We start from the raw sequence: 24,892 nt of genomic DNA on the forward strand, positions 1-24,892 counted from the left end.
CGTTGACGACCGCATCCGGGTGCTGGGCCTCAAGCACCCCGATACCCTGACCAGCCGCCACAACCTCGCCAGCGCCCTGGCCAGGATGGGCGAGCAAGAAGAGGCGGTACGCCTGCTGCGACAGACCCTCGCTGACCGCGTCCGTGTGCTGGGCGCTGAGCACCCGCACACCGTGCGCACCCTCGACGACCTGGAGACAGCTTCGGCTGCCTGGCGTGCCGCACGACGGCGACAGACCTGGTTGCGCCCCCCGCGACGCTAGTACTCCAGTGCGGTTTCGTGATCTATCCAGCGGGTTCGCTGGCGGTTCGTCGTCGGTAGTGGCTGCGGCGCTGTTGCCTGGTGGCCTCGGCGCCAGGTGGACCAGTGCAGCAGCCTGGCCGCGGTCACGGCTGGTGGGGTAAAGACAGCGACGAGTAGGTGGCGGATCTCCGGGACGGTCAGCGTGATCGGATCGCGGCTGCGGACGAAGTGGCGCGTATCTGCAGGCGGTTTGGGGGCGGCGTCTGCGGCGAGGGCGGTCAGGAAGGCCAGGGCGAGCATGGCGAGCGTGATGTGCCGGTGCCATGGGTCCAGTTGCGGACCTGGTAGTGGTCCAGTCCGACCTGACTCTTGGCGGCCTGGAAGCACTCCTCGACGCTCCAGCGGGCACCGGCGACGCGGACCAGCTCGGACAGGGGCACTTCGGTGGGTGACCAGCACAGGTAGAAGGCGAGTTCGCCGGTGGACCGGTTGCGTCGGATGAGCAGGTGGCGGTGGCTGCCGGCGCCGATATGGATCCAGGCCCAGTCGTAGTACCGCGGTCCTTTCGCGCCGTTTCCGGCGCTCTGGCGGTGCCAGGCCGTGGCGGGCAGGCGGCCGGCGAGGGTATCGGCGCGGGCGGGAGTGCGGCCGTGGTTGATCCTCACCCGCGTCGAGCAGGCGACGGCCAAGACATAGCCGATGCCGCGCGCCTTGAGGGCGGCGTGGAGCTGGTGGTCCTGGCCGTAGGCTTCGTCGCCGGTCACCCAGGAGGCGGTGATCCCGGCGTCCAGCGCGTCTGCGATCATCTGCTCGGCCAGGCGGGGCTTGGTGGCGAACTGCACCATCGCGGGTATCCCGGCCGCGGTGCGGCGTTCGGGATCATTGGACCAGGAGTGCTCAGGAAGATAGAGCCGTCGGTCGATCAGGGCCTGTCCCCGGTTGGTGGCCAGGGCGAGGAACACGCCGACCTGAGCGTTCTCGATGCGTCCCGCGGTGCCGGTGTACTGCCTCTGCACTCCTGCCGATGACCGGCCCTTCTTCAGAAAGCCGGTCTCGTCGACAACGAGAACGCTGCCGTCAGCGCCGAGGTGTTCGGCGGCGTAGGCGCGCAGGTCGTCGCGGACGGCATCGGCGTCCCAGCGGGCGGAGCGCAGGAGACGTTGCATTGGCCCGGGCCGCGTATGGCCCGCCTGTTCGGCCAACTGCCAGCAGTTCTTCCGTTCGACGTTCGACAGCAGCCCGAGCAGGTAGGCGCGGGCCGCGGCCCGGGGCTCAACTCGCCCGAACCGGCCCGCGATCCGGGCCATAACCTGGTCGAACATCGCCCGCCAGCGGGCAGGGTCCACGCTATGGCCTGCGGCCACCGCCCGATCTTCAGGAGTCCACACAACCCTCGATGATCACGCGGTGGCCGTACCGGTTCTCGGTCGGGCCCACCACGAGATCGCGAAGTCAGAACGGAAGGCGCCTGTAGAGACGCTCGAGTGTGCGAGACCGGTCCAGCGCCGTCAGCCGAGGGCGTCGAGCAACTCGCGCTCGCGCTGCGCGCTGAGGCCTGCGCGCCTTTCCCGGTCCAGCCCCTGCTCGCGTTCCCAGCGCAGCGTGTCGGCCAGCATCTCCGCCGGGGGCCGGTGACGCAGCCCCGCGGCACGCGCCGCAGAGCCGTTCCGGGCCGACCATCCTTCCCAGCCCGGCTCGACCAGCCACATCGGCAGCGACTCCGGCCCCATGTACTGGGCCACACCGTTGGCGAGCAGCCACGCCGATTCGGCGGTGACAACCGGACCGGTGTGCCCGCCGGCGGCGCGGGACAGCTCGATCCACTCTTCGAACGGAACGACCGGGCCGACGGCGTTGTATGGGCCGGTGGTTCCCGTCTCCGCGGCCTCGAGCAGCCAGGAGGTGAGGTCCCGCACGTCGACCACCTGGGTGGGTATGGCCGGTGTGTCGGGGACCAGCATCGGGCCTCGCGGATCGCGGGCGGCGCGGGCGACCCAGTAGCCGGAGCGCCCGCTGTGATCGCCCGGGCCGCCGATGAGCCCGGCTCGTGCGATGAGGAGGCGGTCGCCCACAGCGGCCGTCGCCGCCTGTTCGCAGGCTACCTTCGCCTCGCCGTACAACTCGCGGTCGACCTCGCTCCGGTCGGTCGGGGCGAGCAGGGCCGCGGACTCGTCCGCCCCCAGCGTGGCGTGGGAGGCATAGGCGTTGCCGGACGAGACATACACCCAGTGCCCGGCCTTGCTGCCCAGCACGTCGAGTGCTCCACGAACGAAGCCCGGCTGCCATGACACCTCGACGACCGCGTCCCATACGCGGTCGTGCAGGGGCTCGTACGCCGACGGATCGCGCCGGTCGGCGGCGACCAGTGTCGCTCCGGCCGCGACTTCTCCGCTCTCGCCACGCGCGAGGCAGGTCACCCGATGGCCGCGTTGGATCGCCTGCCGCGACAGCTCCCGAGCCACCCATGCCGTTCCGCCCAGAACCAGGATCTCCATACCGACACACAAGCACCGGGTTCACCGCTCGGCCAGGCGGATTCGCTGACAGCAGATGGCCAGCCGCCGAATTGATCTAAACCCTCGGGCAGTGGTGGCCACTTGGTGAGCGCATATCCTTGGAAGGCGCGGACGTGCCCCCGCTACAAGTAGCGGTAGCAGACCCGCGCTGGGGCGCCAGCTCCACGCCGAAGCTGAACTTGGGTTGCGCCGCCCCTCCAGGGCCACGTCGACGTCGATGTCCCGGCGCGCTGGGGTGCCGCCGTCCTCCCGACTACCCACGACCGCACGTCCAGCACGATGCCGTTCGAACCGCGCACCCTCATGGGCGAACGCCCTCGTTGCCCGACTGAAGCCGCCGTTCGGCGAGTTGAAGTCGATGTCAGCTTGTCGCCGCCCCACTCGCTTCCGCTCCCGCCCGGGCGGCCGTCCCCATGACCGATGGCGCGACAGCAGCAGCCGGGCTCGCCGGACCGGCCTCCCACGTGACCCTGGCGGCCCTGGACGCCTCCTACTTCACCCGCATCACACTCGCCTCCCCGCTCACCACGACCGTGATGCCGGGCAGCCCCGCCCGGACCGAGGTCGCCTCCGGCGGCCGTCGTATCGCGCTGCTCACCCACGGCGCCCGCACGGTCCTCGTGAGCGGCCCGCGACGGACGTTCAGCGAGGACAAGCAGCCCTTCACCGAGGACTTCGACCGCACTCTGCCCAACCCCGGCCTTCCCGTGGACAGACGCGTGTACTGGGGTGCATCGCCCGGCGGTGGTGTCTGGGACACCGACGGGCCCGTCACCGCAGACTTCTCGGTGAACCCCGGCCGGGGCGTCATTGCCCTCACCACCGACGGCGTGAGCCGCTACGCGACCCTCAAGGACGACGAGGTCACGGACGTCGACGTGCAGGTGGTGGCAGGCTTCGACAAGGTGCCGACGGGGGACGCCTGCTCGTACGCGTTGGTCTTCGGGTATGCCTCGCCGGACCGGCACCACCGGGCCCGACTCTCCTTCCTCACCACGGGCGCCGTCGAACTCAAGGTGGAGAGGGTGAACGCCGGTCAAGTCGCCCAGCTGGCCCCGACGGTGACCCTCGCCACCGGTGTGCCGGCCGGCAGCGCCTGGGGCATACGGGTGCTCCGCGAAGGATCTGCCGTCCGGGTCAAGGCCTGGCGCGCGTCCAGCGGGCAGCCGGCGGGCTGGAACTTCGAACTGACCGACGCCACCGTCGCCAAGGGCCGCGTAGGTCTGCGGGCCCTCGCCAACCAGGGTTGCGCCAATCTGCCCGTCACGCTGTCCGCGACCGGCTTCAAGGTCACCGGAGCGACGTGGCAGAACCCGCCGAGCGTGACCCACGGCGACTGGGTGCGGGTGTTGCCCGAGCCGTTCGACGGGGCCTGGACCCCGGCCGTGGAGCAGACCGTACGCGGCTGGATCGGTTCCCTGGCCCCCGACGCCCTCGCCTACGCGGCCATGTTCCTGCCCGGCGCCCCCTCGGTGATCGCCGGAGCCGGCCCGGCCGCGGGGAAGCAGGTCCTCGGCGAGGCCGAGTACAGCCCCGCCGACGCCCACGGGTACCGCTTCGTCGGCGCCGACTTCCACGAGTACGCGGGAGTCGACTGGACCTTCCCGGACGGCGCCCGCAAGGCGGCGGACGCCAACTTCAAGGGCATGCTCGACTGCTCCGGCTACACGCGCATGGTGTACGGCTACCACTTGGGTGTGCCGCTGGCCGACTTCCACGACGCCTCGCCTGCCCGGCTGCCGCGCACCTCCGAGCAGATGGCCGACCACGCTTCCGGCGTCCGGCTCGCCCGTACCGACGGCACCGGCCCGGCCCACACCCCGCTGCTCCAGCCCGGCGACCTGGTGCTGTTCAGCGCCGACGGCGACGGGACGGTGGACCACGTCGGCATCCACCTCGGCACCGACACGACGGGCAAGCGCCGCTTCCTGTCCAGCCGTAAGACGGTCAACGGCCCCACCATGGCCGACCTGGGGGGCGCTTCGGTCCTCGACGGCACCGGCACCTACGCCACCACACTCCACACTGTGCACCGCCTCTGAGTAACGGGGGGGGCGTCCGGTGAGCAGCCGCTGGCATCGGGCGATCGCCGAGCTGAGCGCCCAGGGCAACGCGGCCCGGGCCGCCGCGCAGCGCGTGCAGGACGTTCCGAGCGGGCAGCGCACGACCCGACCGCCGCCGCGATCTCCTACGCGTCCTAGACCGACTATCTGCGCAGCGCGAGCACGCTGCTGCGCGCGCACCTCACCGGCCGGTATTCGCCCAGACGGCTGCCCGTCGCCGGCGTCTGGGCAGGCCTGCGCGATGTCTGGAAGGACTGGGCGTTGGACCGGCTCGGGGGGTGTGGCGGGCCGTCCCCCGGGACGCCGCCCTCGCACGGATGCGCAGCGCCTCGTCCGACCCTCTTCTCGTCGCGGTCATCGACCAGGCCGAGGCACTGCAGGCCAGCCTCCGCGGCGACCGGAGGGTGAACCGGCTTGCGTCCCCGTCGGCCCCGGCCGGGCACGGGGGCCACTGACGGCGCGGAGGGCGCGCACCAGCGGTGCGGTGAGCAGGGGCTCGCCGCACCGCTGACTCGTTCGTTCAGTCCTCGATGGTCTCAGCGGACGCCAGACCAGTTCCCGTCGGAGTACCCGCTGTACACCGCGCCCGTGGACGCGACATGCAGGCAACTGTAGTCGCCGTTGCTCTTCTTGATGTTCACGCACAGGTCGCCGCCGCCGCCGGACCGGTAGTCGTAGCGGAAGCGCATGCCCGAGCGCCATTCGCACTTGCTGGTCCAGACGGTGTTGATGTCGCTGATGTTGTCCGTGGCCAGGCACAGGCCGGTGGCCCTGTTCTGCAACTGCACGAATTTCGGGTCCGTGGAATCCGTGCCCCGCCAGTCCCATTGCTGGTATTGGCTGTCGCTGCACGAGGACATGAAAGCCCTGCCGCTGCCGTTGTCGTTAACCCTGCCGCCGGTCAGGCACTGGTTCTCGTGATGGAAGTTGTTCAGGAACTTCCAGTACGTGGAGGCCTGGGGGGCGGCCTGCGCGGAGGTCGGCTGGAGAACTCCGAAACCCGCCGCCATGCCGACGAGCGCGACCGCGGAGCCGGTGAACTTCCTGACCCTGGTGAGATTCATGCGGCCAAAAGGTAGCCCGGAGCCCCGTCCCCCGCCAGGGCCGTTTGACCGGCGCGGGCGGAGGAAAAGGGAAAGAGACGCCGAAAGGGTTGCCCCGGCCCCGAAGATTGAAGATCCGCGTCACCGGGTGTTCACCGGCCGGTGGCAGGCCGTCCGGGAGGCGCGGCCCCATTCAGCAGGCGACCCGCGACGTGGACGCTCCCTCCCCGGTCACGGGGTCGCCGACGCCTCCGGCCCGGCCGGGTGAACAACGCGCCAACCCCCGCCGCACACCTGCTTTACCGTGCCCGCCCCCCAGGGAAAAGGTGGCGCCCGTTCACCACCCCTTGCCCCTTTTTCTCCGGCCGTCCCCGGCATAAGACCCTGGCGTGGCACCGGTTCTCCCGGCTACGTTCTCGGCCATGCTGATCAACAGGTTAAAGAAACGCATGAGCGCCGCGTCCGTGGTCGTCGCACTCGCCGCCGGATTCTCCCTCCTCCAGCCCACGTCGGCGGAAGCGGCCCCGGTCTACTGGACGTTCCGCAACCTCACGGTGGGCAACGACGACCAGTGCTTGACCGGCGGGAAGATCAACGACAGGGGAACGTCCAGCGTATTCCTGACGACGTGCAACGGGAGCAACTACCAGCAGTGGGACTGGCGCGGCACCGACACCGTGGATCCGAGCTACCTCCAGCTCCAGAACAAGGCCACGGGGCTGTGCCTGGCCACCGACAACAAGAGCTTCCACAACAACGCCGTCTGGGCGAGCACCTGCGACTGGCGGGACGGCATGCGGTTCCACTACGAAGCCTCAACGCACCTGAACTTGATCTGCTCGCTGCTGCCCAGCCCCAGCGTCTGCCTCACCGGCCGCGAGAGCGGCGCGGTCTACAGCGACGTCGACACCGACATCTACGCGCAGTGGAGAGGCAGCCACAACTGACCCGGGGCGGCCCCGCCCTGGGTCAGGGCGCGGCGGCCGGTCAGCGGAAGTCGACGTCGGCGGTGAACGCCTCGGGGGCGAAGGTGAGCGCCGGGCCTTCGGGGCCCTTGGAATCGCGCACCGCCACGACCTTGGTGTCGGTCGTCGTGCAGGGGTGGATCTAGCGCTCCGTGTACGCCAGATCCGGATGGTCATCGAAACGCAGAACGATGAACGAGCCGGGCAGGCCAGCGTGAACTCCCGCCGCAAACAGGAGGATTCACGGCTCGGGGTTAGCGGCGATGGGGGCCGCGACCCCGAGGCGGGCCGGGTTGGCCAACCGCCCGGCGGTCGAACACCGTGACAGGGGCAGGCCGTTGCGGTCGGTGAGCAGGTGGATTTTCGATCCGTTCGTGCCGCGATCGGTCGGCGTCGGTCCGGTCAGTGGCCCTCCTAGGGCTGCTGTGGCGCCAGCCAGATCTCCGGCCGATCCACGCGAGATTGCCGCGAAGCCGCGGAAGTTGAGGGTGCTGGCGTGGTCGGGCCCGGATGCTCGCGTGCAGTCCGCTACCAGTCCCGCCAGGGTGGCCACGGCGCCGATCGAGTCTCCGGCCGCGCCTTGCCATCGTGGCGCCGAACCTTGACCGCCTGGCCCGCGAACTGGTGGTGCAGGAGGCAGCCTGGTCCAGTGCTGGAAGCACGGCGGCCGCGCGTTCATTGGCCGATCAGGGCGAGATCCTGCCCGACGACCCTGAGGACCCGATGCGCACCACCATGCGCCAGATGATGGGCGTCTTCGCACAGCTGGACCGCGGCATGACCGTGGCCAAGCTCCGCCGCGGCCGCCGCATCAAGGGGGAGAAGGGCCAGTACGCCTACGGCGCTCCGCCGTACGGATGGCAGGCCCACAAGAAGGAGCTGACCGAGGAGGAGATGGAGCAGGCCGGCCGCGCCCGCGCCCGACAACGCCGGGACGCGACCCGCCTCTTCGACGCCCACGACGCCGGCGCCAGCGAACAGCAGCTGCGCCCGGGACAGAGCTCGCCGTCCAGGCCATCGCCGGTGACGTTCCAGAAGCCCGCATCCGGGCCCTGGTTCCCGCCTATTTGCGGTTCGACCCCTCGGCCGTCGAGCGCATCCGCTGTGCCGCCGACGCGACGGACGGACCGCGGGTCTGCCGGTGCTTCCCGTCGGTGGCAACCCCGGACGCCGGCCGGCCGTAGTCCCCGTGAGACAGCCGGAGACCTCGTGAAAGAGGTCTCCGGCTGTCTGCTGCTCGCGGGCTGCACACGGTCAGCACTGCCACAGGAAGGAACCTTCCCCGCAGGGCGAGCAGGCGAAGGCGTACCCTTGGCCGCCTCCACCGAAGTTCATCGACGTCCGATGGCCGTCTCCCTCTTCCAGCTGAGCCACGAAACCCATCGGGGCGGCACACGAGGGACACGCGGGAGTCTCGTCGCCTTGCAGCCACGACGGAGTTCCGGCCAACTGGCCGAGGACATCCCGCGCAAGTCGGCCGTGAGCCTGGGACCACTGGCTTCGCGCCCCGCCATAGTCGTCCTCGCTCAGCACCGCGCAGTCGATACCGCAGGTCTCGAGAGCGAGGGCCTCGCCATCCGTCGGCACCGCGGCGGCTGCTAGGCCGGATCCATCGAAGAGGAACGCCTCGTTGCCACCGGCGAAGGGATCCCACTCCTCACACGCCCCCGGATCGTTCTGGCACATGAAGACGGACAGGACATGCCGTGCGTCCGCAACAGAACCCGAAGTGTGAGCTCCGGGGCCGTCGACCGGCAACTGCGCGAGAAACATCATCGGTCCGGAGCAGGTCGCGCACAGCGGCCACGTGAAGACGGCGGGCACCAAAGGAATCCCGCCCGTGCGCATCACCGGAGCTCGCTCGTCGACCGGACCGGCGTACGTCATTAGCGTGGTCATGGCAGCAAGCCTAGGTCGTGTCCGCAAAGTCAGGGGAGCAAGAGTCGTAGGCAGGCGAGGGTGACCATGGCTTCGTAGTGGCGGGTGCGTTTGTCGTAGCGGGTGGCCAGGGCTTTGTTGTGCTTGAGCTTGTTGAAGCAGCGCTCGACGAGGTTGCGGCGCCGGTAGGCGGTGCGATCGAGCGTCCATGACCCAACGGCCACGGTGGACTCCACCGCGCACCGTGCACGGTGAAACCACGGTGGCGCGGATCGGGCGGTCCACTCGGTGCGCTTCACCCGGTGGGGGAGTGCGAACATCCCAGCATCCGGTGCGTTCGGTGCGGTGCATCGGGCGCACCGGTGCGTCCGCCGACGATGTGGTGCACTCCCACGAGCCTCCGCCAACTTGAAGTCGCTGGTCAAAAGGCCGGTGTGTTCGGCGCTCGGGGTGCTAACGCTGGTCGTGGGCGGGAGTCTGCGGAGAAGATCGTTCGGCAGGAGTCGGGAGGCCTCGCCAGCGGGGTAAAGCAGTCCGTCCTGAGGCACCCGTGCCGGTACGGTGGCGCGATGGTTCAGGTGCAGGAGATGAATGAGGCCGACATCGAGGCTGTTTCGAGGATCCGAGTCCGAGGATGGCAGGCGGCGTACGCCGGCATCGTTCCTCAGTCGTATTTGGATGCCGTGACGGTGGAAGGTGATGCCGGTCAACGGCGGCAGCGGTTTTCTCAACCCGGGCGAACGTCACGAGACCTTGTGGCGCTCGGTGACCGTGGCCCGGAGTGAGATGCCCGGCCTGGAACGGGTCGGTGAGGTCTACGCCCTGTACATCTCGTCGGTTCTGATCGGCCAGGGCATCTGCCGGACTCTCCTGAGCGAGGCTCATGCTCAGATGAAGGCCCAGGGCTTCGAGGCATCGGCTTTGTGGGTGTCGTGTGACAACCAACGAGCTCGGCACTTCTACGAGCGGGCCGGCTACCAGACTGACGGTGCGGCTCAGGACGATGTCTACGACGGGATCACGCTCACTGAACTCCGCTACCAGCGCGTGCTCTGACATGGGCCGATCTGGCGGTTCCCGCTCACCGCGGGACCGGGCGGCCTTCTACCATCCGGTCCACGTGGATCCCGAGCTGCTGGAACGGATCACCGCGCGTCGCGCGGAACTGGACGGACTCGAAGAACAGTTGGCCAAACAGCTGACGGAAGTGCGCACCGAGCGGGATGAACTCGCCGTCGCCGAACGCGTCCTCGAACGGATGACCGGGCAGCTTGCCGAGGAACGTGCCTCGGCCGCCCCTGTGCCTGGGCAGGTGGCCGGACGAGCAGTGATGCTGATCCCGCATCGCACACCAGGCGTGGAGGAGGACTCGCTCCCGTGGGACTACCAGCGCATCATCGCCGCCGTGCGGCAGGCAGCTGGACCGGTCATAGCCCACGAGGTGGGAGAGGTGGTGGGGGTGGACGTCAGCGTGCGGTCCAAGCTGGAACCGCTGCGCAGCAAGCTGGTCAGACTTGTCGACCGCGGCTGGCTTCGCAAACTGCCCGACGGCCGGTTCACCACCCGTCCGTGACCAGCAGTACCGCCACTCCGAGCGGCTCGGAACGGGCGTAACCGGGGTGTCCCCGGCAGCCGTTGAAATTTGTGACGAATGCCAAAGAGCGCACCGAGGACACCTGCCCGCTTGTCTACCAGTGCCGTCTGCCGCTGTCCACGCGCACCGTCAACCACCTCGCCAACCTGCTACGGCGTCATCTGAAGACGATCCGTTCCCGGTGGCGGATCCTGCCGCCTGGGAAGATCGCGGTGATTGTCCTGGCCGTATTGCACCACGACCAGCGTCTGGCCGATATGGCCGGCGGAAACGACGTGTCCGAGTCCACGGTCCGCCGCTGGCGCGACGAGTTGATCGGACTGCTCGCGGCCCTGGCCCCGCGCCTGGACCGCGTCCTGAAGAAGGTCGCCACGCAGGGCGGGGAGCTGGTTCTGATCGACGGCACCCTCATCCGCACCCAGCGCCGCACTGGCAAGGCTGACCGGCGGAACTACTCCGGCAAACACCGAACTCATGGCCTGCACTTCCTCGCCCTGACCGACGAGAACGGGCGCCTGATCTGGATATTCGCCGCCCGGCCCGGCCGCACCCACGACAACACTGCCGCCCGTCACGACCACATCCTGGCCCACCTGCGCGCCGCCGGCCGGAGCTTTGGCCGACCTCGGCTTCCGCGGCCTGGACAACAACATCCTCGACCCCGTGATCGTCACCGGCTACACCGCCAGCCGCACCCACAAGGTCACCCCGGGCCAGAAGGAAGCCAACCGCGTGCTCGCCGTCGGACGGGCACCGGTCGAGCACGGCTTCGCCCACCTCAAGAACTGGCGGATCCTCACTAAGCTCCGCACCAACCCCGCACGTGCCACCCAACTCCTGTGCGCTCTGCTCGTTCTGACGAACATTGAGGTCAATCGCTGATCAGTGACCAATCACGGGCACATTTGCTTCGCGCCGACGGGCAGACGCCTGCTTCGTATTCCCTCACAAAGAGTGGTTTAAGCATCCTGCTCCACTGTTCTGACGCAGCACCCTCGCCCCCTCCACGATGATCACCCAAGGTAAGTATCCGGATACCTTGAGTTCTTAGGGGAACGTGTGTTTCAGCTGAAGAGGCATCGCCTGGCCGTCGGCGCCACCGCTGCGGCACTGATCGGTGCCGCCACGATCGGTGCCGTGAACATCGCGCAGGCGAACACCAAGGCCGCGGCACCCGTGTCGCAGGTGCAGATCGTCGTCGGCCCGGAGAGCGCGCCTGGGCAGCCGTCCAACGCACAGTGTCCGGACGGCATGGGCGTCCTCAACGGCGGCTTCCAGTCGGTCACCTTCAGCCGCTCGGGCGGCGGAGACCCCTACGACGGTGTCACCGTCAACGCTCCGTTCGCCAACGGCAAGGGGTGGGTGGCACTGCTGATGACCGGGAAGGTCCGCGCCCGCGCGGTGTGCGTACCTGCCGCACAGGCGCCGCAGGCTGTCGTCGGTCCGGTCAGTGCCGAGGAAGGCGACTCTGTCGCGCTTTGCCCCGCGGGCACCAAGGCCATCGCGGGCGGCTACGTCAGGGACAGCTGGTACCGCAACGGCTACGGCGAGTCCACTGACGACGTCATCGCGAACGCCCCCACCCAGGACGGTAGCGGCTGGTACGCCAGGCAGTTCCACGGCAAGACCGTGGCACGCGCCCTCTGCAGCTGACACGCCCCGTCACATCAAGGCCACTGGCACGGAGGGCCGGACGCGACCATGCGTCCGGCCCGCCGCCGTATGGTCGCGACACAGCCGAAGCGCCCGTGGCGACAAGATCATGCGCCTCGGTGCCGCTCAGACGGTCGGCCAGATCGCAGCCGGGTGCGCACACCCTCGGTATCCTGTTGAGTGGTACATACCACTTCCCGACGGGTCGTCCGGTGGTGAGCATGGTGTTGGTGTTGGCTCCGGCTCGAACGCCCACCGTCGGTGGACGGCCCCGATGTCACCATCGGTCAGGGCAGCCACAAGGAAGCGGACGCACCGAATCGAACTCCGTGCCTCCACGCGCTGGCTGACCCAACAGACGATCTACTCCTCATGCATGTATCCACGACCAGCGTGAGCACCCCGAAAGCTGGTCCGCGCTCTGCTCGTCCTGACGAACATTGAAGTGGACCGTTGTCGGATGATCTTCTCAATGGGCTTCCGCCCGCGACCAGCGGCACGCTGAGAACTGGTCACACCAGCCCTTTGACCTGCGTCTTCAAGTTGGCAGAGGCTCACCGCACCGGGCGCACCCACCCGGTGCGGTGGTGCGGTCAGCGGTGCAGAGCCACCACGTTCTCCATCACCGCACGGGCCCGCGCCACCTGTTCATCGCGCAGCGCCCGTAGAGCCGGGACGACGTCCTTCGGTGCGTCTGCGAGGACCTGGCGGACGAAGTGCGCGATGGTGCGGGCGATCCCCGGCGCGGCAGTCGCGGGGGCGTGCGTGGCCCACTCGCGGATCGCCATCAGGTAGATGACGCCGACCTCGTCCAGGACGAAGGAGTCGGCGCAGGGCTCGGTGTCGTCGGACAGCGCGGTCACGGGGAAGACGATGAGACTTCGGACGGCCGCAGAACCAGACACTCCTGGAGGCGATCGGCAATCCCCGCCGCGAAGCCCACGACGCCCGCCAGCAGACCGAGTACGAAGCCCGCGAGCGCGCATACAAGGAGCAGCTGTGCCGCGCGGCCGAGCGGGAGGCCCGCCGTCCCGTGTGCGCCGACTGTGGCACCAGGTTCACCGACGAGCGGTGGAAGGCCATCGAGCCCGCCGGGTGGGATACCCCACGGGAGACCCACCCGCACCTCTGCGACGGCTGCAAGCAGCGCGCCGTCACCGTCGAACGACAGGCTGAGCAGACTCCGCCCGTGCGGCAGGTGCAGGACCAGGCCGTGCCCGAGCGGAAGGCTGGCGCCATCTGGCTCTCGCGCTTCCGCACCTGACCCGGTCAAGCCTCCCCGTCGGCGATGCGGGCAAGCCCAAGGCGTCCCTGGCAAGCCCGCGTTGCCGGTCGTGGGCCGCGATGGGTACCCACGGCGGGCAGCTCGGCGGCCGCGGGCCCGGCAGGAAGATCCGCCGCACGTCCATACCCCGCCCGCGCAGCACGTCCAGCGCGTCGGCGAGCCCGCAGAGCATGCCCTCGAACGCGGCCCGCGCCAGATGCTCGGGCTTCATCGACTCGCGCCTGAGACCGGTATGTACCGCTATGGCGCGTGAGCGGGTGCGGTGGCCCGCCGTGGTGGACCGGGCGCGGGAGATCGTGGAGAGCTACGAGGGCGGGGTCATGCTGCGCCAGGTGTTCTCTGCATGGTTTGAGGGTGTCTCACCGCTCGGGCGAGTGCGAGTCCCGTCAGTCCATCGACGGACGGGACTCCCTTCTCAGGCGGCACCGGCTTTCGCGGCCTCTGCGACGTTGGCCGCCTTGGCGGCGGCCGGTCGCGGCTTGCGGACGAGCGGGACCGTCGCGCACGCGGCGAGCAGGGACGCTGCGGCGACCGCGTACCAACCGTGCTGGAACGCGGCGACAACGTGTCCGGGGACCGGGGTACCGAGGATGCCGACCAGAATCGCGACGCCGAGGACCGCGCCGATCTGGCGGCCCATCGAGGTGATGGCCGAGCCGGTGGCGAAGCGGGCCGGCGGCAGGGCGGCCGCCGACGCCCCGGTTAGGACCGGGAGCGTCATGCCGACGCCGAGGCCGGTCAGCATCATGCCGGGCAGGAGCGAGGCCGCGTAGGCCGAGCCGGTGTCGAGCGTGGCGGCCCACCACAGGATGCCGGCCGCGAACAGGACGGTTCCCGCCAGCGCGATGCGGCCCGCACCGAATCTGGCGACGGCGGGCCCGATCCGCAACGCGACCGGCGGCACCAGCAATGGTCCCGGCGCGATGGCGAGGCCGGTGCGCAGAGCTGAGTAACCCCACACGCCTTGGCACCACAGCACCGCGCCGAGCAGCATTCCGGCGAACGCGACGGTGAACAGCGTCAGGGCTGCCGCGGCGGATGCGAACGCCGGAACCCGGAGCAGCGGCAGTTCGACGATCGGCACGGGGTGGCGGGCCGAGCGCAGGACGAACCAGACGCCGAGCAGCGCCGCGGCAGCCAGGCTGCCGAGGGTCCCGGCGCTCGTCCAACCCCAGTCAGGAGCCTTGACCAGGCCGAGCGCGAGCGTTGCGATCGATCCGGTGAGCAGGGCGGCGCCGAACAGGTCTGGCAGCGGACTCTTCTCCGCCCCAGCGCGACCGGGCGACGGCAGCACCTTGACCCCGAGCGCGAACGCCGCGATCCCCACTGGCACGTTGACGAGGAACACCCAGCGCCATCCGGCCTCGGCCAGCAGCCCGCCTGCCACCGGCCCGAGTCCGGCGGCGATCCCGCCGATCGACGCCCAGGCCCGCACCGCCCCGGCGCGCTTCTCGGGCGCCGTCGTGTCGAGCAGCATCGCAAGCGACGTCGGCATCAGCAGCGCAGCGCCGGCGGCCTGCACCAGCCGTGCCGCTATCAGCGTCCCGACGTCGGTAGCGAGTGCGCAGCCGGCCGAGGCGAGGGTGAACACCGCCAGTCCGGTCAGGAATACCGGCTTGTGGCCGGAGCGGTCGGCGACGCGACCGGCGACTATGAGGAGCGCCGCGAAGACGATCGCGTAGCCGTTGAGGACCCAGGAGAGGGAGCCGAGACCGCTGCCCCCGAACGAGCGGCCGATCGCCGGGAGGGCCACGTTGACGATGAAGAGATCGAGGTTCGACATGAAGACCGCGGCCGTGACCGTCGCGAACACGGCTCGGGACACCCTTTGTGGGTTTGAAATTCCAACTACCATGGCCCGGAGGCTATCCGTGTGGGTTTGAAAACGCAACGGACTCGGGAGAGAATGGGGACGTGACCTCGAACGCGAAGCAGGGCAAGAACTCCGTTCCGCACCCCGAAGTGCCCGGTCGGCCATGCTCCATGGCCGCCGCGCTGCAACTCGTCGGCGAACGCTGGGCCCTCTTGGCGATCCGCGAGATCTTCTACGGCAACAAGCGCTTCGACCAGATCGTCCGCAACACCGGCGCACCCCGCGACCGCCTCGCCGCCAGACTGCGCGCACTGGGAGAGGCGGGCGTAGTCGAGCGCCGCGCCTACAGCGAGCGCCCATTGCGCTTCGAATACCACCTCACCGAGGCCGGCCGCGATCTCGCACCGGTGATGCGCGCACTGCTGGCTTGGGGCGACCGCTGGGCGGTGGACACGCCGCCGGTCGCCTTCCGCCATCGCGGCGGGCCCGGCTCGGAGCACGACACCGAGCACGACCTCGATCTGACGTCGACGTGCCGGACCTGCGGTGAGGAGGTCAGGTCGGGAGGTCTCACGATCGACGTGCGGGCGCCTGGATGGGATCGGGCCGGGCCGATCGAAGGCTCCTGAACCGAGCGGCGATCAGGAGCGTCAGGGGTGGGCCAAGCCTCACCGACTTCTCAGCGACCATTCGGGACTGGCCACCGGTCCTCACACTGGCACCCGCGCCCTCCGCGCCCTGACCGCTTCCCGGGCCGACGCCCGCCGGCCACACCACCAGTGGAAGCAGGTGATGTCCACCTACCAGCGCGCCTACGGCACCGGCCGCCGGACGGTATGGGCCAACGCGCCCCCGCCCGCGTCTGGCACCTGCAACAGGCCCTCGTCGACGCCGACCGCTCCAAGCAGTCCGCCGGGGCCGTGAACGCCCTCTCCGGCATCCTCGCCCATCTCCCACCGACCGCTTCCTACAAGGTGGTGGCCGCCGCGGTCCTCGCTGAGTCGATCCTCCTGGTCGGCGCCTTCATCCCGACCCCCACCTTGCTTCTGACCGCCGGGGCGCTCGCCCGCACCGGCCACATCAGCCTGCCGCTGGTCATCGCGACCGCAGCCGGCGCTGTCGTGGCCGGTGACCTCCTCGCCCACCGCGCCGGCAGGTTCCTCGGCGACCGGCTCCGCACGGGACCGGCGGGCCGCCGCGTCCCGGACGCTGCCTGGCACCAGGCCGAGACACTGATGCTTCGCCACGGCGGCCGGGCTGTCCTCCTTCCTGCCCGTGGTCCGCACACTCGCCCCCCACTTCGCAGGCGCCACGCGACTGCCCTACCACCGCATCGCTCCCTACAGCGCAACCGCAGCCTGCCTGTGGGCCAGAGCCGAAGCCGGCGTGGGGTACGCCGCCGCAACGTCTCTTCAGCGGGTCGGCCCTGCCGTTGCCCTGGCCGCTCTGATCACCAGCGGGGTATCACCATCGGGGTCACACTTCTGTGGCGTCGTTCCCGCCACTCAGCACGACAGGCCGACGCGGCCTCGACAGACCGACCTGCCTGGCATGGCCGTGTACACGTTCTTTCAGTGTCCGTTTCCTCTACTTGGCGACAGTACAGAGCCCTGGCAGACCAACGCTGCGACAGAACACCGGAGTTGTGTGATAGGGGACAGTGGGGCTGCTGCTGCGGGTAGCCCCGCGCGCTCCAAGCCGCCGTGGCCGCGTGAGCCGCGCGCGGGATGGCGGGAGGGGAGACCATGCGGGGCCGGGAGCGCCCCGGCCGGCCCGCGTCGCCCGGCTGGACGAACAAGAGGCCCGCCGAGTTCGACCGCTCATGGCGGAGCTGCGCGAGGCCACCGCCACAGGGCGGGGCGCGCCCCCGCTCGAGAGGGCCCAGACCATGGCGCTCCCCGTCCGCACCTATTGAGGTGTACGCGCGGCGGCCCACCGCGTAACAGTCCGCACGATCTGTTCGGGGAACGGGGGCGTCGTGCCCGACGGCCGGCGGGGAGATCTGACACATCATGAGTGGACCGGCTGGCGCCCGTGCTGCCCTGCAGCGGCCGACCAGGCGGTCGGTGGAGCGACCACCGCATGGTGGTCAGCGGGATCCTCTACAGATTGCGGACGGGCGTCCCCTGGCGGGATCTCCCCCCTCATCACGGGCTGTGGAAGACCGTCTACGAACGGCATCGACGCTGGTCAGCAGACGGCACCTGAGACAAGATCCTCCGCTCCCTTCTGGCCCATGCCGACGCTGAAGGGCGCATCGACTGGACCTGGGTCAGCGTTGACTCGACTTCCTGCCGAGCCCACCAGCACGCGGCAGGAGCACGCACAGCCCCGCCACGCATCCCAGGGCGCCGTGCCGTTCGCCGCCAGCACCGCCGCGACGAAGGACTCGGGCGATCCCGGGGCGGCCTGACGAGCAAGATTCATCTGGTCGGTGAGGGTGGGCGCCGACCTTCTGGCATCACTGATCACCCCGGGCCAGTGGGGCGATGCCCCGCAGCTGATTCCCGTCCTGGAACGCCTCAGCGTCCCCCGGCTCGCAGTCGGCCGCCCCCGCACCCGACCAGACCATCTCAGCGGCGACAAGGCATACAGCTCCCGCCGTAACCGCCGTTACCCGCGCAGGCGCCAGATCAAGCACACCATCCCCGAACCGAGCAGCCAACGCGCCAACCGGCAGCGGCGCGGATCAACGGAGGACGCCCGTCGGCTTCGACAAGGCGATCTACAAGCGTCGCAACGAAGTCGAACGCACCATCAACCGACTCAAGGATTTCCGGGCCGTGGCCACGCGGTACGACAAACGTGCCTACGTCTTCCACGGCACCGTCACCGTTGCCACGATCCGTTTATGGCTCCAACCTTGAGAGGACAACCGCGCCGCAGCTACGAGGCGCGCACCAGGTGCAGGCGGTGGTGCCAGTCACTTCCCATACGTGCCGCCAGGCGCTTACGGCATCAGGTGGGCTGCAGAGCGGGCCCGCTCCCACATGCCGGGGACCTGCTCGCTCGGCCGCTGCTGCTCGCCGTGCAGGGCGTTGAGCACCACCAGGCATCCGGTCAGGGCCGGCACCGCCCACTGCGCCAGGTGCAGCTGCCGCCGCGCCTTCTCCAAGTCCACCGGGTGCTTGGCCGCCTTCTCGGCGTCATCCGGGTCGGCGGAGGAGGCCAGCTCGACCTTCTTGCCCAGGACGCGAGCGTAGGCGGTGGCGGCCAGAGCCGCGGCGGTGACGACGGTCTTGGCCGTGGTGGAGGCGGCCACGCCCTGCTGGGTGGCGACACGGTGCGCGTTCACGGCGAGCAGCCCGCCACCGCCGAACAGGTGCGCGCCGATCGCGGCGGCGTTGACCGGCACCCACTTGGCCCATCCTGACGAGGAGATCCGGTCCCGGGTCGCCTCCGTGCCGCCCTCGTCCTCGGCCGCACCGTTGAGGCCGACCGCCCCCATCAGCGAGCCACCGAACCAGGCCGCCAGACCCAGATCGTGCAGGCTGCGGATGACGGTGTTGCGTTCAGACATGGCGGAGCTCCTTCAAGGCGGGGGGAGAGGGCTTGACCGACGCAGACAGCACTTCCCACCCTCGCCATCTGTCGAAGGCCCCGCCATTACAGCGGATCAGATGGGTGAACAGAGGAGCCGGCAGCAAGGCCCGACCTGGCCAGCGTCCACGCCCTCCCCTACGTCACGGCCCGGCCCCCGAGACCCACGCCAGCAGCCTGGTGCGGACGCGCTCCCCTCGGTGCCCGCTTCGCGTCGACCTCTCCGCTGGGTGCCCACCCGATGCGGAGCTGTCAGGCTCGTTTCACCAGATGGTCCTCCACGATGGACGCGTCGTGGATCGGCACGAAGGACTCGCTGGTGCCGAACATGCCGATCTTGACGCTGACCCACTAGGGGCTGTCCTGGCGATCACGAGCGGAGCCAGATGACGAGTGCGGCTGCGGTGACGGTGCCGAGGTAGACGTAGCCGCGCTTGTCGAACCTGGTCGCAACCGCGCGGAAGGTCTTCAGCCTGTTGATCGCCCGTTCAACGGTGTTGCGCTTCTTGCAGCGGTCCCTGTCGAAACCGGGCGGCCGACCCCCGGCGCTGCCGCGGCGGACCCGGTTGGCGGCCTGGTCGGCCTTCTCCGGGATGACGTGCCGGATTCCTCGTCTGCGCAGGTAACGGCGGGTTCGGCGGTTGCTGTAACCCTTGTCGGCGCTGACACTGTCCGGCTTGGTGCGCGGCCTGCCGCAGGTCAGCCGCGGCACGCGGATCCTGTCCATGACCGACTCGAACTGGGTGCAGTCGGCGTATTGCCCGGGTGTGATGACCAGCGAGAGCACCCGGCAGCGGCCGTCCGCACTCAGGTGGATCTTGGTAGTGAACCCGCCACGCGAGCGGCCGAGCGCCTCACCTCCCGCGCCACCTCCGCCACCCGGTCGATCAGTTCCGACCGAATCTGAGCGACTTTGACCGTCTGGACAGAGCCCCCTTTGAAGGATGGCGGCGGAGCATGCCGGGCGCCGGCGGCGTGGTGGTGCGCGCGCACGGACGTCGAGTCGACCGAGACGTCCCAGTCGATCTCGCCGGCCGCGTCCGTCTCGGCCTGGATCCGCCGCAGGAGCATCTCCCACGTTCCGTCCACCGACCACCGGCGATGGCGCTCGTGCACCGTCTTCCACGGTCCGTACCGCTCCGGCAGATCGCGCCACTGCACGCCCGTGCGTATCCGGTACAGCACCCCGTTCACGACCTGACGATGGTCCCGCCACCTGCCGCAACGCCCGTTGCTCACCGGCAGAAGCGGCACCAGCCGCTCCCACTGGGCATCTGTCAGATCACTCCTGCTCTCCATAGTCGTCTCAACGACTGACTGATCGTCGGAACGTCGTCCAGCCCCCAGCGATGCTCGGTCCTGACCGCTGAATACGGTGGAGGGGCCCGGTTGAATGAGAGGACGCTAAGACGTGGATGTGTATGAGGCCGTCGACAGCCGCCGGGCCGTACGGGCGTTCAGTGATGAGCCGGTGCCCAAGGGGGTACTCGAACGAGTGCTGACCGCAGCAACGCGGGCTCCGTCCAGCGGGAACCTCCAGCCGTGGCACATGTATGTCGTGAGCGGCGAGCCCTTGGCCGAACTGAAGAGGCGCGCCACGGCCAGGGCGCAGGCGGGAGACCCGGGTGATGAGCGGGAGTATCCGATGTACCCGGACGATCTGACCTCGCCGTATCTGGACCGCTTCTCCGCTGCGGCGGCTCAGCGATACGAGGCGCTGGGGATTGAGCGCGACGACCCCGACCGGCCCCGGAAGATCGCTACCTTGAACTCGGAAGGGTTCGGAGCGCCGGTCGTCTTGTTCTGCTACCTCGACCGGACGATGGGGCCCGGCCAGTGGGGTGATGCGGGGATGTACTTACAGACGCTCATGCTGTTGCTGAGGGCGGAAGGGTTGCACAGCTGCCCCCAGGTGATGTGGACCATGTACCGCAAGACCGTCAGTCGAACAGTCGGAGCCGATGACGAGCTTGTGCTGTACTGCGGCATCTCAGTGGGATTTGAGAAGGAAGGCGTGCCAAGGCTGCGTACCGGGCGGGCGGACATGACGGAAACGGTGAGCTTCATCGGAGTGTGACCGCTGACGGCCGAGATCGACAGGACAGGGCCCAGCTAGGACTGGCCGTTGGCGTCGTCGAGGAAAACGTGCTTGGCATCGCCGATCTTGTTGCCGTCCGTGTCGAAGACCGGGTGGTCGAGCGCAGTCGGGCTCTGCTCGTGGGTAATCCCCGTCTGCTCACCCTCTCTCTTCTCGCGTGCGGCTCGCTTCATGTCCGGCTCACCACCACAAAGGTGTGAAACCAGCACAAGCATGTTGAATCGGGAAGCGACAAGTGCGTCCCGGAGGCTGCTCTCACTTCGGGCCGGACCAGGTGGCGTCCATCTCGCCAAGCTCGTATGCGCGTTTGGTGATGGGTGGCGGGGTTACTCGCAGCTGCAAGCCTGCGTCGCAGCGAGGAACAGCGCCGACGGGACCGCGCAAAGACAGATGGCAAGGGGTTGGTCGCGATGACCGTCGCGACACAGCAGGGCGGCGGGGGCGGCTCCAGCGGCCTCTACGACGTTCTGGAACTCATTCTCGACCGCGGGCTGGTGATCGACGCCTACGTGCGGGTCTCCCTGATCGGTATCGAGCTACTCACGATCGACATACGCATCGTGGTCGCCAGCGTCGACACCTACCTTCGCTTCGCCGAGGCGTGCAACCGCCTCGACCTGGAAGCAGGCCCGCGCAAGCCGGCCGGGCTTACCGAGCTCACGGGGCAAGCGACTGAGTCCGGCGCGCGCGGCAAGACCAAGGGAGCCCTGTCCGGCGCCGCCGAGACAATCTCCGACGCCTTCCAGCAGACACGCGACGACGGCCGGGAACGTCAGGCCGAGCGGCCCGCCGCGCGCGGCAGAGCGGGATGAGAGATGAGCACCTACGTCTCCGGGATCATCCGCGCCTCCCACCCCTCCCTCCGGAGGATCTGGACGGCATCGGCGACCCTCCGCGGCCGGTACGCGTGCAGCGCCAGGGCGAGCTAGCCGCGGTCGTCAGCGACGCTCCCGACAAGCTGCGGCCCAAGCGCCGTGATCTGCTCGCCCACCAGCGGTACTGGCCGAAGCCGGAGCAGGCGGCGTCGTACTGCGCATGCGGTTCGGCAGCGCCGCTGCGGACGACGACACGGTGACCGCGGTGCTGGCCGAGCGTGCAGAGCACTTCCTCGAGCGGCTGCGGGCACTGGAGGGCACAGCGGAGTACAACAAGGTGGCCGTCGCCAAGTACGCCTGGTCAGGCCGCGAGCGACTGGGTCTGCTGCGGGTGCGGGAGGATGCGATCGTGCTGCACTCGATGCGCTGGCCCGACGAGATCCGCGACCCCTCTGAGCTGCTCCCACCGCCGGTCGAGGTGGCGGAAGAGGAGATCGAGGGCGCGCTCGCCCTGATGGACACGATGAGTCGCGACGACCTCGAAGGCGAAGAGTTCCAGGACGCCTACACCGACGCCATCGCCAACCTCATCGAGGCCAAGCGCGAAGACAAGCCCATGCCCCAGGCGCCCGAGCGGGAGCAGCCGAGCCAGGTCCTCGACCTCATGGCCGCCTTCCAGCAGTCCGTCGCCCAGGTGAAGGCCTCCCGCGGCGAGGACGCCGACGTGCACGAGTTGCCGGAACGGAAGAAGGCCCCGGCGAAGACGGCGGCCGCGAAGAAGCAGCCGGCCAAGAAGGCCGCGAAGAAGACGGCCGCCCGCAAGCCGCGCAGCGCCTGACGTCATCTGTCCAGGAAGCCGAGCTCGGTGTCCGGCCGGCAGTGCCCGCACGCGGGAAAACCCTCGGCGAGCCACCGCAGCGCCTCCTCCCGGGCGACGCCGCGCGGCCGCTGGTCCGCCATGTGGCCGCCACCGACGTGCACCTGCACCGGATGCCGGCCACCGAGGCTCAGCTCCAGCAGCCAGTCCGGGCCGGCGGGCGGGCCTCGATGCCGCACCGCCACTCGGCCGCCTTCCGCTCTTCTTCGGCGATCCAGTCGTCGACCTGCGTGATCTGGTGCTGGAGGAATGCGCGGACGATGCGGAGCCTCTCCAGGTAGGTCGGCGGGCGCGACTGCTGACCGAGCTGCGCCTGCGGATGGAAGACCAGGCCGTGTTCATCCCACTGCTGGAGCTGGCTGCGCGAAGGAGTCCCCTTCGGCCGGCTGCACGCCTGGCGCACGCCGAGGTCCGCCAAGGGCTCCGCCACCCGGCCCGGCACAGCTTTGGCGGTCCGCCCCTCCCGCTCGGTGAGCGCGGTATCAACCACCGACAGTTGCCATTTGACAACTATGCTCACAGGGCAACAAAGTAGCCCTGTCAGATTTGTGCGGAGAGGATCTGGAAGTGTTCCGGTGGGCCGGGCCATGCCGTGCATCGAGCCCGTGGCGCCGGGGCGGGGTGAGGAGTCGGTATCGCGCAGATCCGCTCAGGCGGACCGGCTGTCGGGCTGCTCGGCCTCGTCGTGCATCTGTGTCGCAGCTACTTGACAGAAGGCTTCCAGCCCTTCCAGCAGCGCGGCCCGCTTGGCGGCGGGCATCTGGGCGAGGACCGCTTGCAGCACCTTCTCCCGCCTCGCGCGCAGGTCGGCCAGGAAGGCGTGCCCCCGGCTGCTGAGGTAGAGGCGCACTTCGCGCCTGTCGGCCGGACTGATGTCGCGCTCGACGAAGCCGGCGGCCTGCAGGCGGTCGCACAGGCGGCTGGTCGACGGAGGGGTGGAGGCGAGGCGGTCGGCGAGAGTGCGCAGGTTGATGCCCTCGTTGTGCTCGAGGACGAGCAGTACACGCAGTTGGGACGCGGAGGCGGGTGCGGTCGCGGCCTGACCCCACAGCACTTCCAGCAACTCCCCGGCCGTGGACGTCACACGGGCGATCTCACGTGGCTCTGGGCGGGGGCTGAAGGAAGTCACAGTCACACTCTCGCAGGCACCGGGATGCCCGTCAGCGTACTAGGTGCCCGAGCCGGTAATCAGGTGGGTGGGCGGACCGACTTTGTCGACAGAATCCGCACTGCGTGCGGGACATGTCAGCATCCGGTGAAAGATTGGTGATTTACCATCGTGAACAGATTCGTGGCCGTTGAGCGTGCCCTGCGCACAGCGGCGCCCCATGAGTTGCTCGACGCCGTTCGTCGCGCGCTCCGCGAGCAGTACGCGGCGTCAGCGGTCGAGCTGTTCATGGCCGACTACGGCCTGACGGTGCTGCAGCCGGTGTCCGTGCTCCCGCACACCCTGGAGCCGGTGTCGGTGCACAACAGCCCGGCCGGCCGGGCCTTCGGGTCCCAGCAACCCTTCGTGGAGCGTCTCGCCGGCCGCGAGGCGCGAGTGCATCTGCCCGTCAGTGTGCGCGGAGACCGCCTCGGCGTGCTCTCAGTCACGTTGCCGAGCGCGGAGAGCGCCGACGGCTGTGTGACGGCGCTGGCCGAGGTCGCCGAGGTTCTGGGGCACGAGGTGGCCGTGGCCGAGCGGGACACGGACCTGTACCTGCAAGCGCGACGCAAGGACCGCCTCACCCTGGCCGCGGAGATGCAGTGGCAGCTGCTCCCGGGCCGCGCCTGCGCCCGCCCTGAGTATGAGCTGGGCGCCCAGCTGGAGCCCGCGTACGCGATCTTCGGCGACAACTTCGACTGGTCCGCTACCGCTGACCGGCTCATGCTGTACGTCACCAACGGCATGGGCGAGGGCATCGAGGCCTCCCTGCTGACGAACCTGGCCATCAACGCCCTGCGCAACGCGCGGCGGGCCGACATCCCGCTCGCCGACCAGGCGGCCCTGGCCGACCAGGCCGTCTACGCCCACTACCAGGGCCGCTGCTACCTGTCCGTCCTCATGTTCGACTTCGATCTGGCCACCGGGCACGCCCGGGTGGTGGACGCCGGCTCCCCGCAGACGCTGCGGCTGCGGGGCGGTGCGGTGGAGCGGATCACCTTCGACGCCCAGCTGCCGCTGGGCATGTTCGAGGAGACCGACTACGTGACGCAGGAGTTCAAGGTCGAACCCGGAGACCGGCTCATCTTCGTCAGCGACGGCGTCCACGCCGTCGCCTCTCCGCTCGGAGAAGCCTACGGGGAGGCCGCGCTTGCCCGGGCGATCATGTCGACCCGGCTGCTGCCCGCCGCGGAGGTCCCGCGCGCCATCCTGCGCGAGCTGACAGGCCACCGCGGCCAACAGCTCCCCGCCGACGACGCCGTCGTCGTCTGCCTGGACTGGATCGGCCGGTAACCGGACCGGGGTGGGGTGTTCACGCCGCCCGGACAACATTCACCGATCACGTGTTGTTTGCTCAGAGCC

General features: G+C 69.4%; 25 protein-coding genes and 8 pseudogenes. 15 read left to right on the forward strand and 18 right to left on the reverse strand.

Features of this window, described 5'->3' with window-relative positions:
- A partial coding sequence (locus tag ACIOC0_RS06095) for a tetratricopeptide repeat protein (RefSeq protein WP_402152873.1) occupies positions 1–262 on the forward strand: 262 nt, incomplete at its 5' end.
- A 239-nt stretch (positions 263–501) separates the two neighbouring features.
- Here ACIOC0_RS06095 and ACIOC0_RS06100 read toward each other — a convergent pair.
- Together ACIOC0_RS06100 and ACIOC0_RS06105 are read right to left on the reverse strand one after the other, a co-directional pair.
- Positions 502–1,631 (reverse strand): annotated as a pseudogene (locus tag ACIOC0_RS06100) (IS701 family transposase); the annotation flags it as partial.
- A 120-nt stretch (positions 1,632–1,751) separates the two neighbouring features.
- Positions 1,752–2,738: an NAD-dependent epimerase/dehydratase family protein gene (locus tag ACIOC0_RS06105; protein WP_402152875.1), complete on the reverse strand. Its 987-nt coding sequence runs from the start codon at positions 2,736–2,738 to the stop codon at positions 1,752–1,754.
- Positions 2,739–3,172: 434 nt separating this feature from the next.
- Between ACIOC0_RS06105 and ACIOC0_RS06110 the strand changes: the two genes are divergently transcribed.
- Positions 3,173–4,801, forward strand: coding sequence for an NlpC/P60 family protein (locus ACIOC0_RS06110; protein WP_402152877.1), 1,629 nt, complete (start codon positions 3,173–3,175; stop codon positions 4,799–4,801).
- Between the two features lie 557 nt (positions 4,802–5,358).
- On the opposite strand, the gene ACIOC0_RS06115 is transcribed toward ACIOC0_RS06110, so the two are convergent.
- Positions 5,359–5,886, reverse strand: a complete 528-nt coding sequence (locus ACIOC0_RS06115) for an RICIN domain-containing protein (protein WP_402152879.1) — start codon at positions 5,884–5,886, stop codon at positions 5,359–5,361.
- Between the two features lie 428 nt (positions 5,887–6,314).
- Between ACIOC0_RS06115 and ACIOC0_RS06120 the strand changes: the two genes are divergently transcribed.
- Positions 6,315–6,812, forward strand: coding sequence for a hypothetical protein (locus ACIOC0_RS06120; protein ID WP_402152881.1), 498 nt, complete (start codon positions 6,315–6,317; stop codon positions 6,810–6,812).
- Between the two features lie 40 nt (positions 6,813–6,852).
- Here the strand turns inward: ACIOC0_RS06120 and ACIOC0_RS06125 are convergent, their stop codons facing one another.
- From ACIOC0_RS06125 to ACIOC0_RS06140, 4 genes and pseudogenes are all read right to left on the reverse strand, one after another.
- Complete coding sequence (locus tag ACIOC0_RS06125) at positions 6,853–6,939, reverse strand: DUF397 domain-containing protein (RefSeq protein WP_402153250.1); 87 nt, start codon at positions 6,937–6,939, stop codon at positions 6,853–6,855.
- 213 nt (positions 6,940–7,152) lie between these two features.
- Positions 7,153–7,254: pseudogene (locus ACIOC0_RS06130) on the reverse strand (IS5/IS1182 family transposase); the annotation flags it as partial.
- A gap of 830 nt (positions 7,255–8,084) precedes the next feature.
- Positions 8,085–8,729, reverse strand: coding sequence for a hypothetical protein (locus tag ACIOC0_RS06135; RefSeq protein WP_402152883.1), 645 nt, complete (start codon positions 8,727–8,729; stop codon positions 8,085–8,087).
- A gap of 29 nt (positions 8,730–8,758) precedes the next feature.
- Positions 8,759–8,911: pseudogene (locus ACIOC0_RS06140) on the reverse strand (IS5/IS1182 family transposase); the annotation flags it as partial.
- 496 nt (positions 8,912–9,407) lie between these two features.
- On the opposite strand from ACIOC0_RS06140, the gene ACIOC0_RS06145 reads away from it, so the two are divergent.
- The 5 genes and pseudogenes from ACIOC0_RS06145 to ACIOC0_RS06165 all read left to right on the forward strand — a co-directional run bounded on the left by ACIOC0_RS06145 (position 9,408) and on the right by ACIOC0_RS06165 (position 11,955).
- On the forward strand, positions 9,408–9,764 hold the full coding sequence (locus ACIOC0_RS06145; protein WP_402152885.1) for a GNAT family N-acetyltransferase: 357 nt from the start codon (positions 9,408–9,410) through the stop codon (positions 9,762–9,764).
- Between the two features lie 64 nt (positions 9,765–9,828).
- Positions 9,829–10,281, forward strand: a complete 453-nt coding sequence (locus tag ACIOC0_RS06150; RefSeq protein ID WP_402152887.1) for a hypothetical protein — start codon at positions 9,829–9,831, stop codon at positions 10,279–10,281.
- 278 nt (positions 10,282–10,559) lie between these two features.
- A pseudogene (locus ACIOC0_RS06155) lies at positions 10,560–10,844 on the forward strand (transposase family protein); the annotation flags it as partial.
- A 73-nt stretch (positions 10,845–10,917) separates the two neighbouring features.
- Positions 10,918–11,184: a transposase family protein gene (locus ACIOC0_RS06160; protein WP_402152889.1), complete on the forward strand. Its 267-nt coding sequence runs from the start codon at positions 10,918–10,920 to the stop codon at positions 11,182–11,184.
- A gap of 255 nt (positions 11,185–11,439) precedes the next feature.
- Positions 11,440–11,955 (forward strand): hypothetical protein, encoded by a 516-nt coding sequence (locus ACIOC0_RS06165; RefSeq protein WP_402152891.1) that lies wholly within the window; start codon positions 11,440–11,442, stop codon positions 11,953–11,955.
- Between the two features lie 593 nt (positions 11,956–12,548).
- Here the strand turns inward: ACIOC0_RS06165 and ACIOC0_RS06170 are convergent.
- Positions 12,549–12,818, reverse strand: coding sequence for a hypothetical protein (locus ACIOC0_RS06170; protein WP_402152893.1), 270 nt, complete (start codon positions 12,816–12,818; stop codon positions 12,549–12,551).
- A 170-nt stretch (positions 12,819–12,988) separates the two neighbouring features.
- Here ACIOC0_RS06170 and ACIOC0_RS06175 point away from each other — a divergent pair, with 170 nt between their 5' ends.
- Positions 12,989–13,219, forward strand: a complete 231-nt coding sequence (locus ACIOC0_RS06175; RefSeq protein WP_402152895.1) for a hypothetical protein — start codon at positions 12,989–12,991, stop codon at positions 13,217–13,219.
- 89 nt (positions 13,220–13,308) lie between these two features.
- Here ACIOC0_RS06175 and ACIOC0_RS06180 read toward each other — a convergent pair.
- Both ACIOC0_RS06180 and ACIOC0_RS06185 read right to left on the reverse strand, forming a co-directional pair.
- Positions 13,309–13,469 (reverse strand): annotated as a pseudogene (locus ACIOC0_RS06180) (sugar kinase); the annotation flags it as partial.
- 186 nt (positions 13,470–13,655) lie between these two features.
- Entirely contained in the window at positions 13,656–15,053 is a 1,398-nt protein-coding gene (locus tag ACIOC0_RS06185) for an MFS transporter (RefSeq protein ID WP_402152897.1), read from the reverse strand.
- A gap of 170 nt (positions 15,054–15,223) precedes the next feature.
- Here ACIOC0_RS06185 and ACIOC0_RS06190 point away from each other — a divergent pair, with 170 nt between their 5' ends.
- Positions 15,224–15,682: a winged helix-turn-helix transcriptional regulator gene (locus ACIOC0_RS06190; protein ID WP_402153252.1), complete on the forward strand. Its 459-nt coding sequence runs from the start codon at positions 15,224–15,226 to the stop codon at positions 15,680–15,682.
- A gap of 183 nt (positions 15,683–15,865) precedes the next feature.
- Here the strand turns inward: ACIOC0_RS06190 and ACIOC0_RS06195 are convergent, their stop codons facing one another.
- A complete protein-coding gene (locus tag ACIOC0_RS06195) occupies positions 15,866–16,300 on the reverse strand; it encodes a hypothetical protein (RefSeq protein ID WP_402152898.1) in 435 nt (144 codons plus the stop codon).
- A 731-nt stretch (positions 16,301–17,031) separates the two neighbouring features.
- Here ACIOC0_RS06195 and ACIOC0_RS06200 point away from each other — a divergent pair.
- Positions 17,032–17,920 (forward strand): annotated as a pseudogene (locus ACIOC0_RS06200) (IS5 family transposase).
- An 83-nt stretch (positions 17,921–18,003) separates the two neighbouring features.
- On the opposite strand, the gene ACIOC0_RS06205 reads toward ACIOC0_RS06200, so the two are convergent.
- The 3 genes and pseudogenes from ACIOC0_RS06205 to ACIOC0_RS06215 form a co-directional block, all read right to left on the reverse strand.
- Positions 18,004–18,573: a hypothetical protein gene (locus ACIOC0_RS06205; RefSeq protein WP_356687524.1), complete on the reverse strand. Its 570-nt coding sequence runs from the start codon at positions 18,571–18,573 to the stop codon at positions 18,004–18,006.
- A gap of 287 nt (positions 18,574–18,860) precedes the next feature.
- Positions 18,861–18,944 (reverse strand): annotated as a pseudogene (locus ACIOC0_RS06210) (photosystem reaction center subunit H); the annotation flags it as partial.
- Between the two features lie 19 nt (positions 18,945–18,963).
- A protein-coding gene (locus ACIOC0_RS06215) for an IS5 family transposase (RefSeq protein ID WP_402152900.1) occupies positions 18,964–19,892 on the reverse strand; the annotation gives its coding sequence in 2 pieces (ribosomal slippage) (positions 18,964–19,542 and positions 19,545–19,892; 927 coding nt in all).
- 112 nt (positions 19,893–20,004) lie between these two features.
- Here ACIOC0_RS06215 and ACIOC0_RS06220 point away from each other — a divergent pair.
- Entirely contained in the window at positions 20,005–20,670 is a 666-nt protein-coding gene (locus tag ACIOC0_RS06220; protein ID WP_402152902.1) for a nitroreductase, read from the forward strand.
- 35 nt (positions 20,671–20,705) lie between these two features.
- Here ACIOC0_RS06220 and ACIOC0_RS06225 read toward each other — a convergent pair whose 3' ends face one another.
- Positions 20,706–20,864: a hypothetical protein gene (locus ACIOC0_RS06225; protein WP_402153274.1), complete on the reverse strand. Its 159-nt coding sequence runs from the start codon at positions 20,862–20,864 to the stop codon at positions 20,706–20,708.
- A gap of 237 nt (positions 20,865–21,101) precedes the next feature.
- Between ACIOC0_RS06225 and ACIOC0_RS06230 the strand changes: the two genes are divergently transcribed.
- Both ACIOC0_RS06230 and ACIOC0_RS06235 read left to right on the forward strand, forming a co-directional pair.
- On the forward strand, positions 21,102–21,503 hold the full coding sequence (locus tag ACIOC0_RS06230; RefSeq protein WP_402152904.1) for a gas vesicle structural protein GvpA: 402 nt from the start codon (positions 21,102–21,104) through the stop codon (positions 21,501–21,503).
- A gap of 3 nt (positions 21,504–21,506) precedes the next feature.
- Positions 21,507–22,344, forward strand: a pseudogene (locus ACIOC0_RS06235) (GvpL/GvpF family gas vesicle protein).
- A 2-nt stretch (positions 22,345–22,346) separates the two neighbouring features.
- Here the strand turns inward: ACIOC0_RS06235 and ACIOC0_RS06240 are convergent.
- The 3 genes from ACIOC0_RS06240 to ACIOC0_RS06250 all read right to left on the reverse strand — a co-directional run bounded on the left by ACIOC0_RS06240 (position 22,347) and on the right by ACIOC0_RS06250 (position 23,518).
- Positions 22,347–22,568, reverse strand: a complete 222-nt coding sequence (locus tag ACIOC0_RS06240; RefSeq protein ID WP_402152906.1) for a DUF6233 domain-containing protein — start codon at positions 22,566–22,568, stop codon at positions 22,347–22,349.
- On the reverse strand, positions 22,514–22,903 hold the full coding sequence (locus ACIOC0_RS06245; RefSeq protein WP_402152908.1) for a hypothetical protein: 390 nt from the start codon (positions 22,901–22,903) through the stop codon (positions 22,514–22,516). The genes ACIOC0_RS06240 and ACIOC0_RS06245 overlap by 55 nt, the downstream gene beginning before the upstream one ends.
- Positions 22,904–23,032: 129 nt before the next feature.
- A complete protein-coding gene (locus tag ACIOC0_RS06250; RefSeq protein ID WP_402152910.1) occupies positions 23,033–23,518 on the reverse strand; it encodes a MarR family winged helix-turn-helix transcriptional regulator in 486 nt (161 codons plus the stop codon).
- A 144-nt stretch (positions 23,519–23,662) separates the two neighbouring features.
- Here ACIOC0_RS06250 and ACIOC0_RS06255 point away from each other — a divergent pair, with 144 nt between their 5' ends.
- Positions 23,663–24,823, forward strand: a complete 1,161-nt coding sequence (locus ACIOC0_RS06255) for a PP2C family protein-serine/threonine phosphatase (protein ID WP_402152912.1) — start codon at positions 23,663–23,665, stop codon at positions 24,821–24,823.
- The last annotated feature ends 69 nt before the right edge of the window (positions 24,824–24,892 follow it).

This window comes from Streptomyces sp. NPDC088254 (assembly GCF_044740925.1).
In the GTDB taxonomy this organism is placed as follows: domain Bacteria; phylum Actinomycetota; class Actinomycetes; order Streptomycetales; family Streptomycetaceae; genus Streptomyces.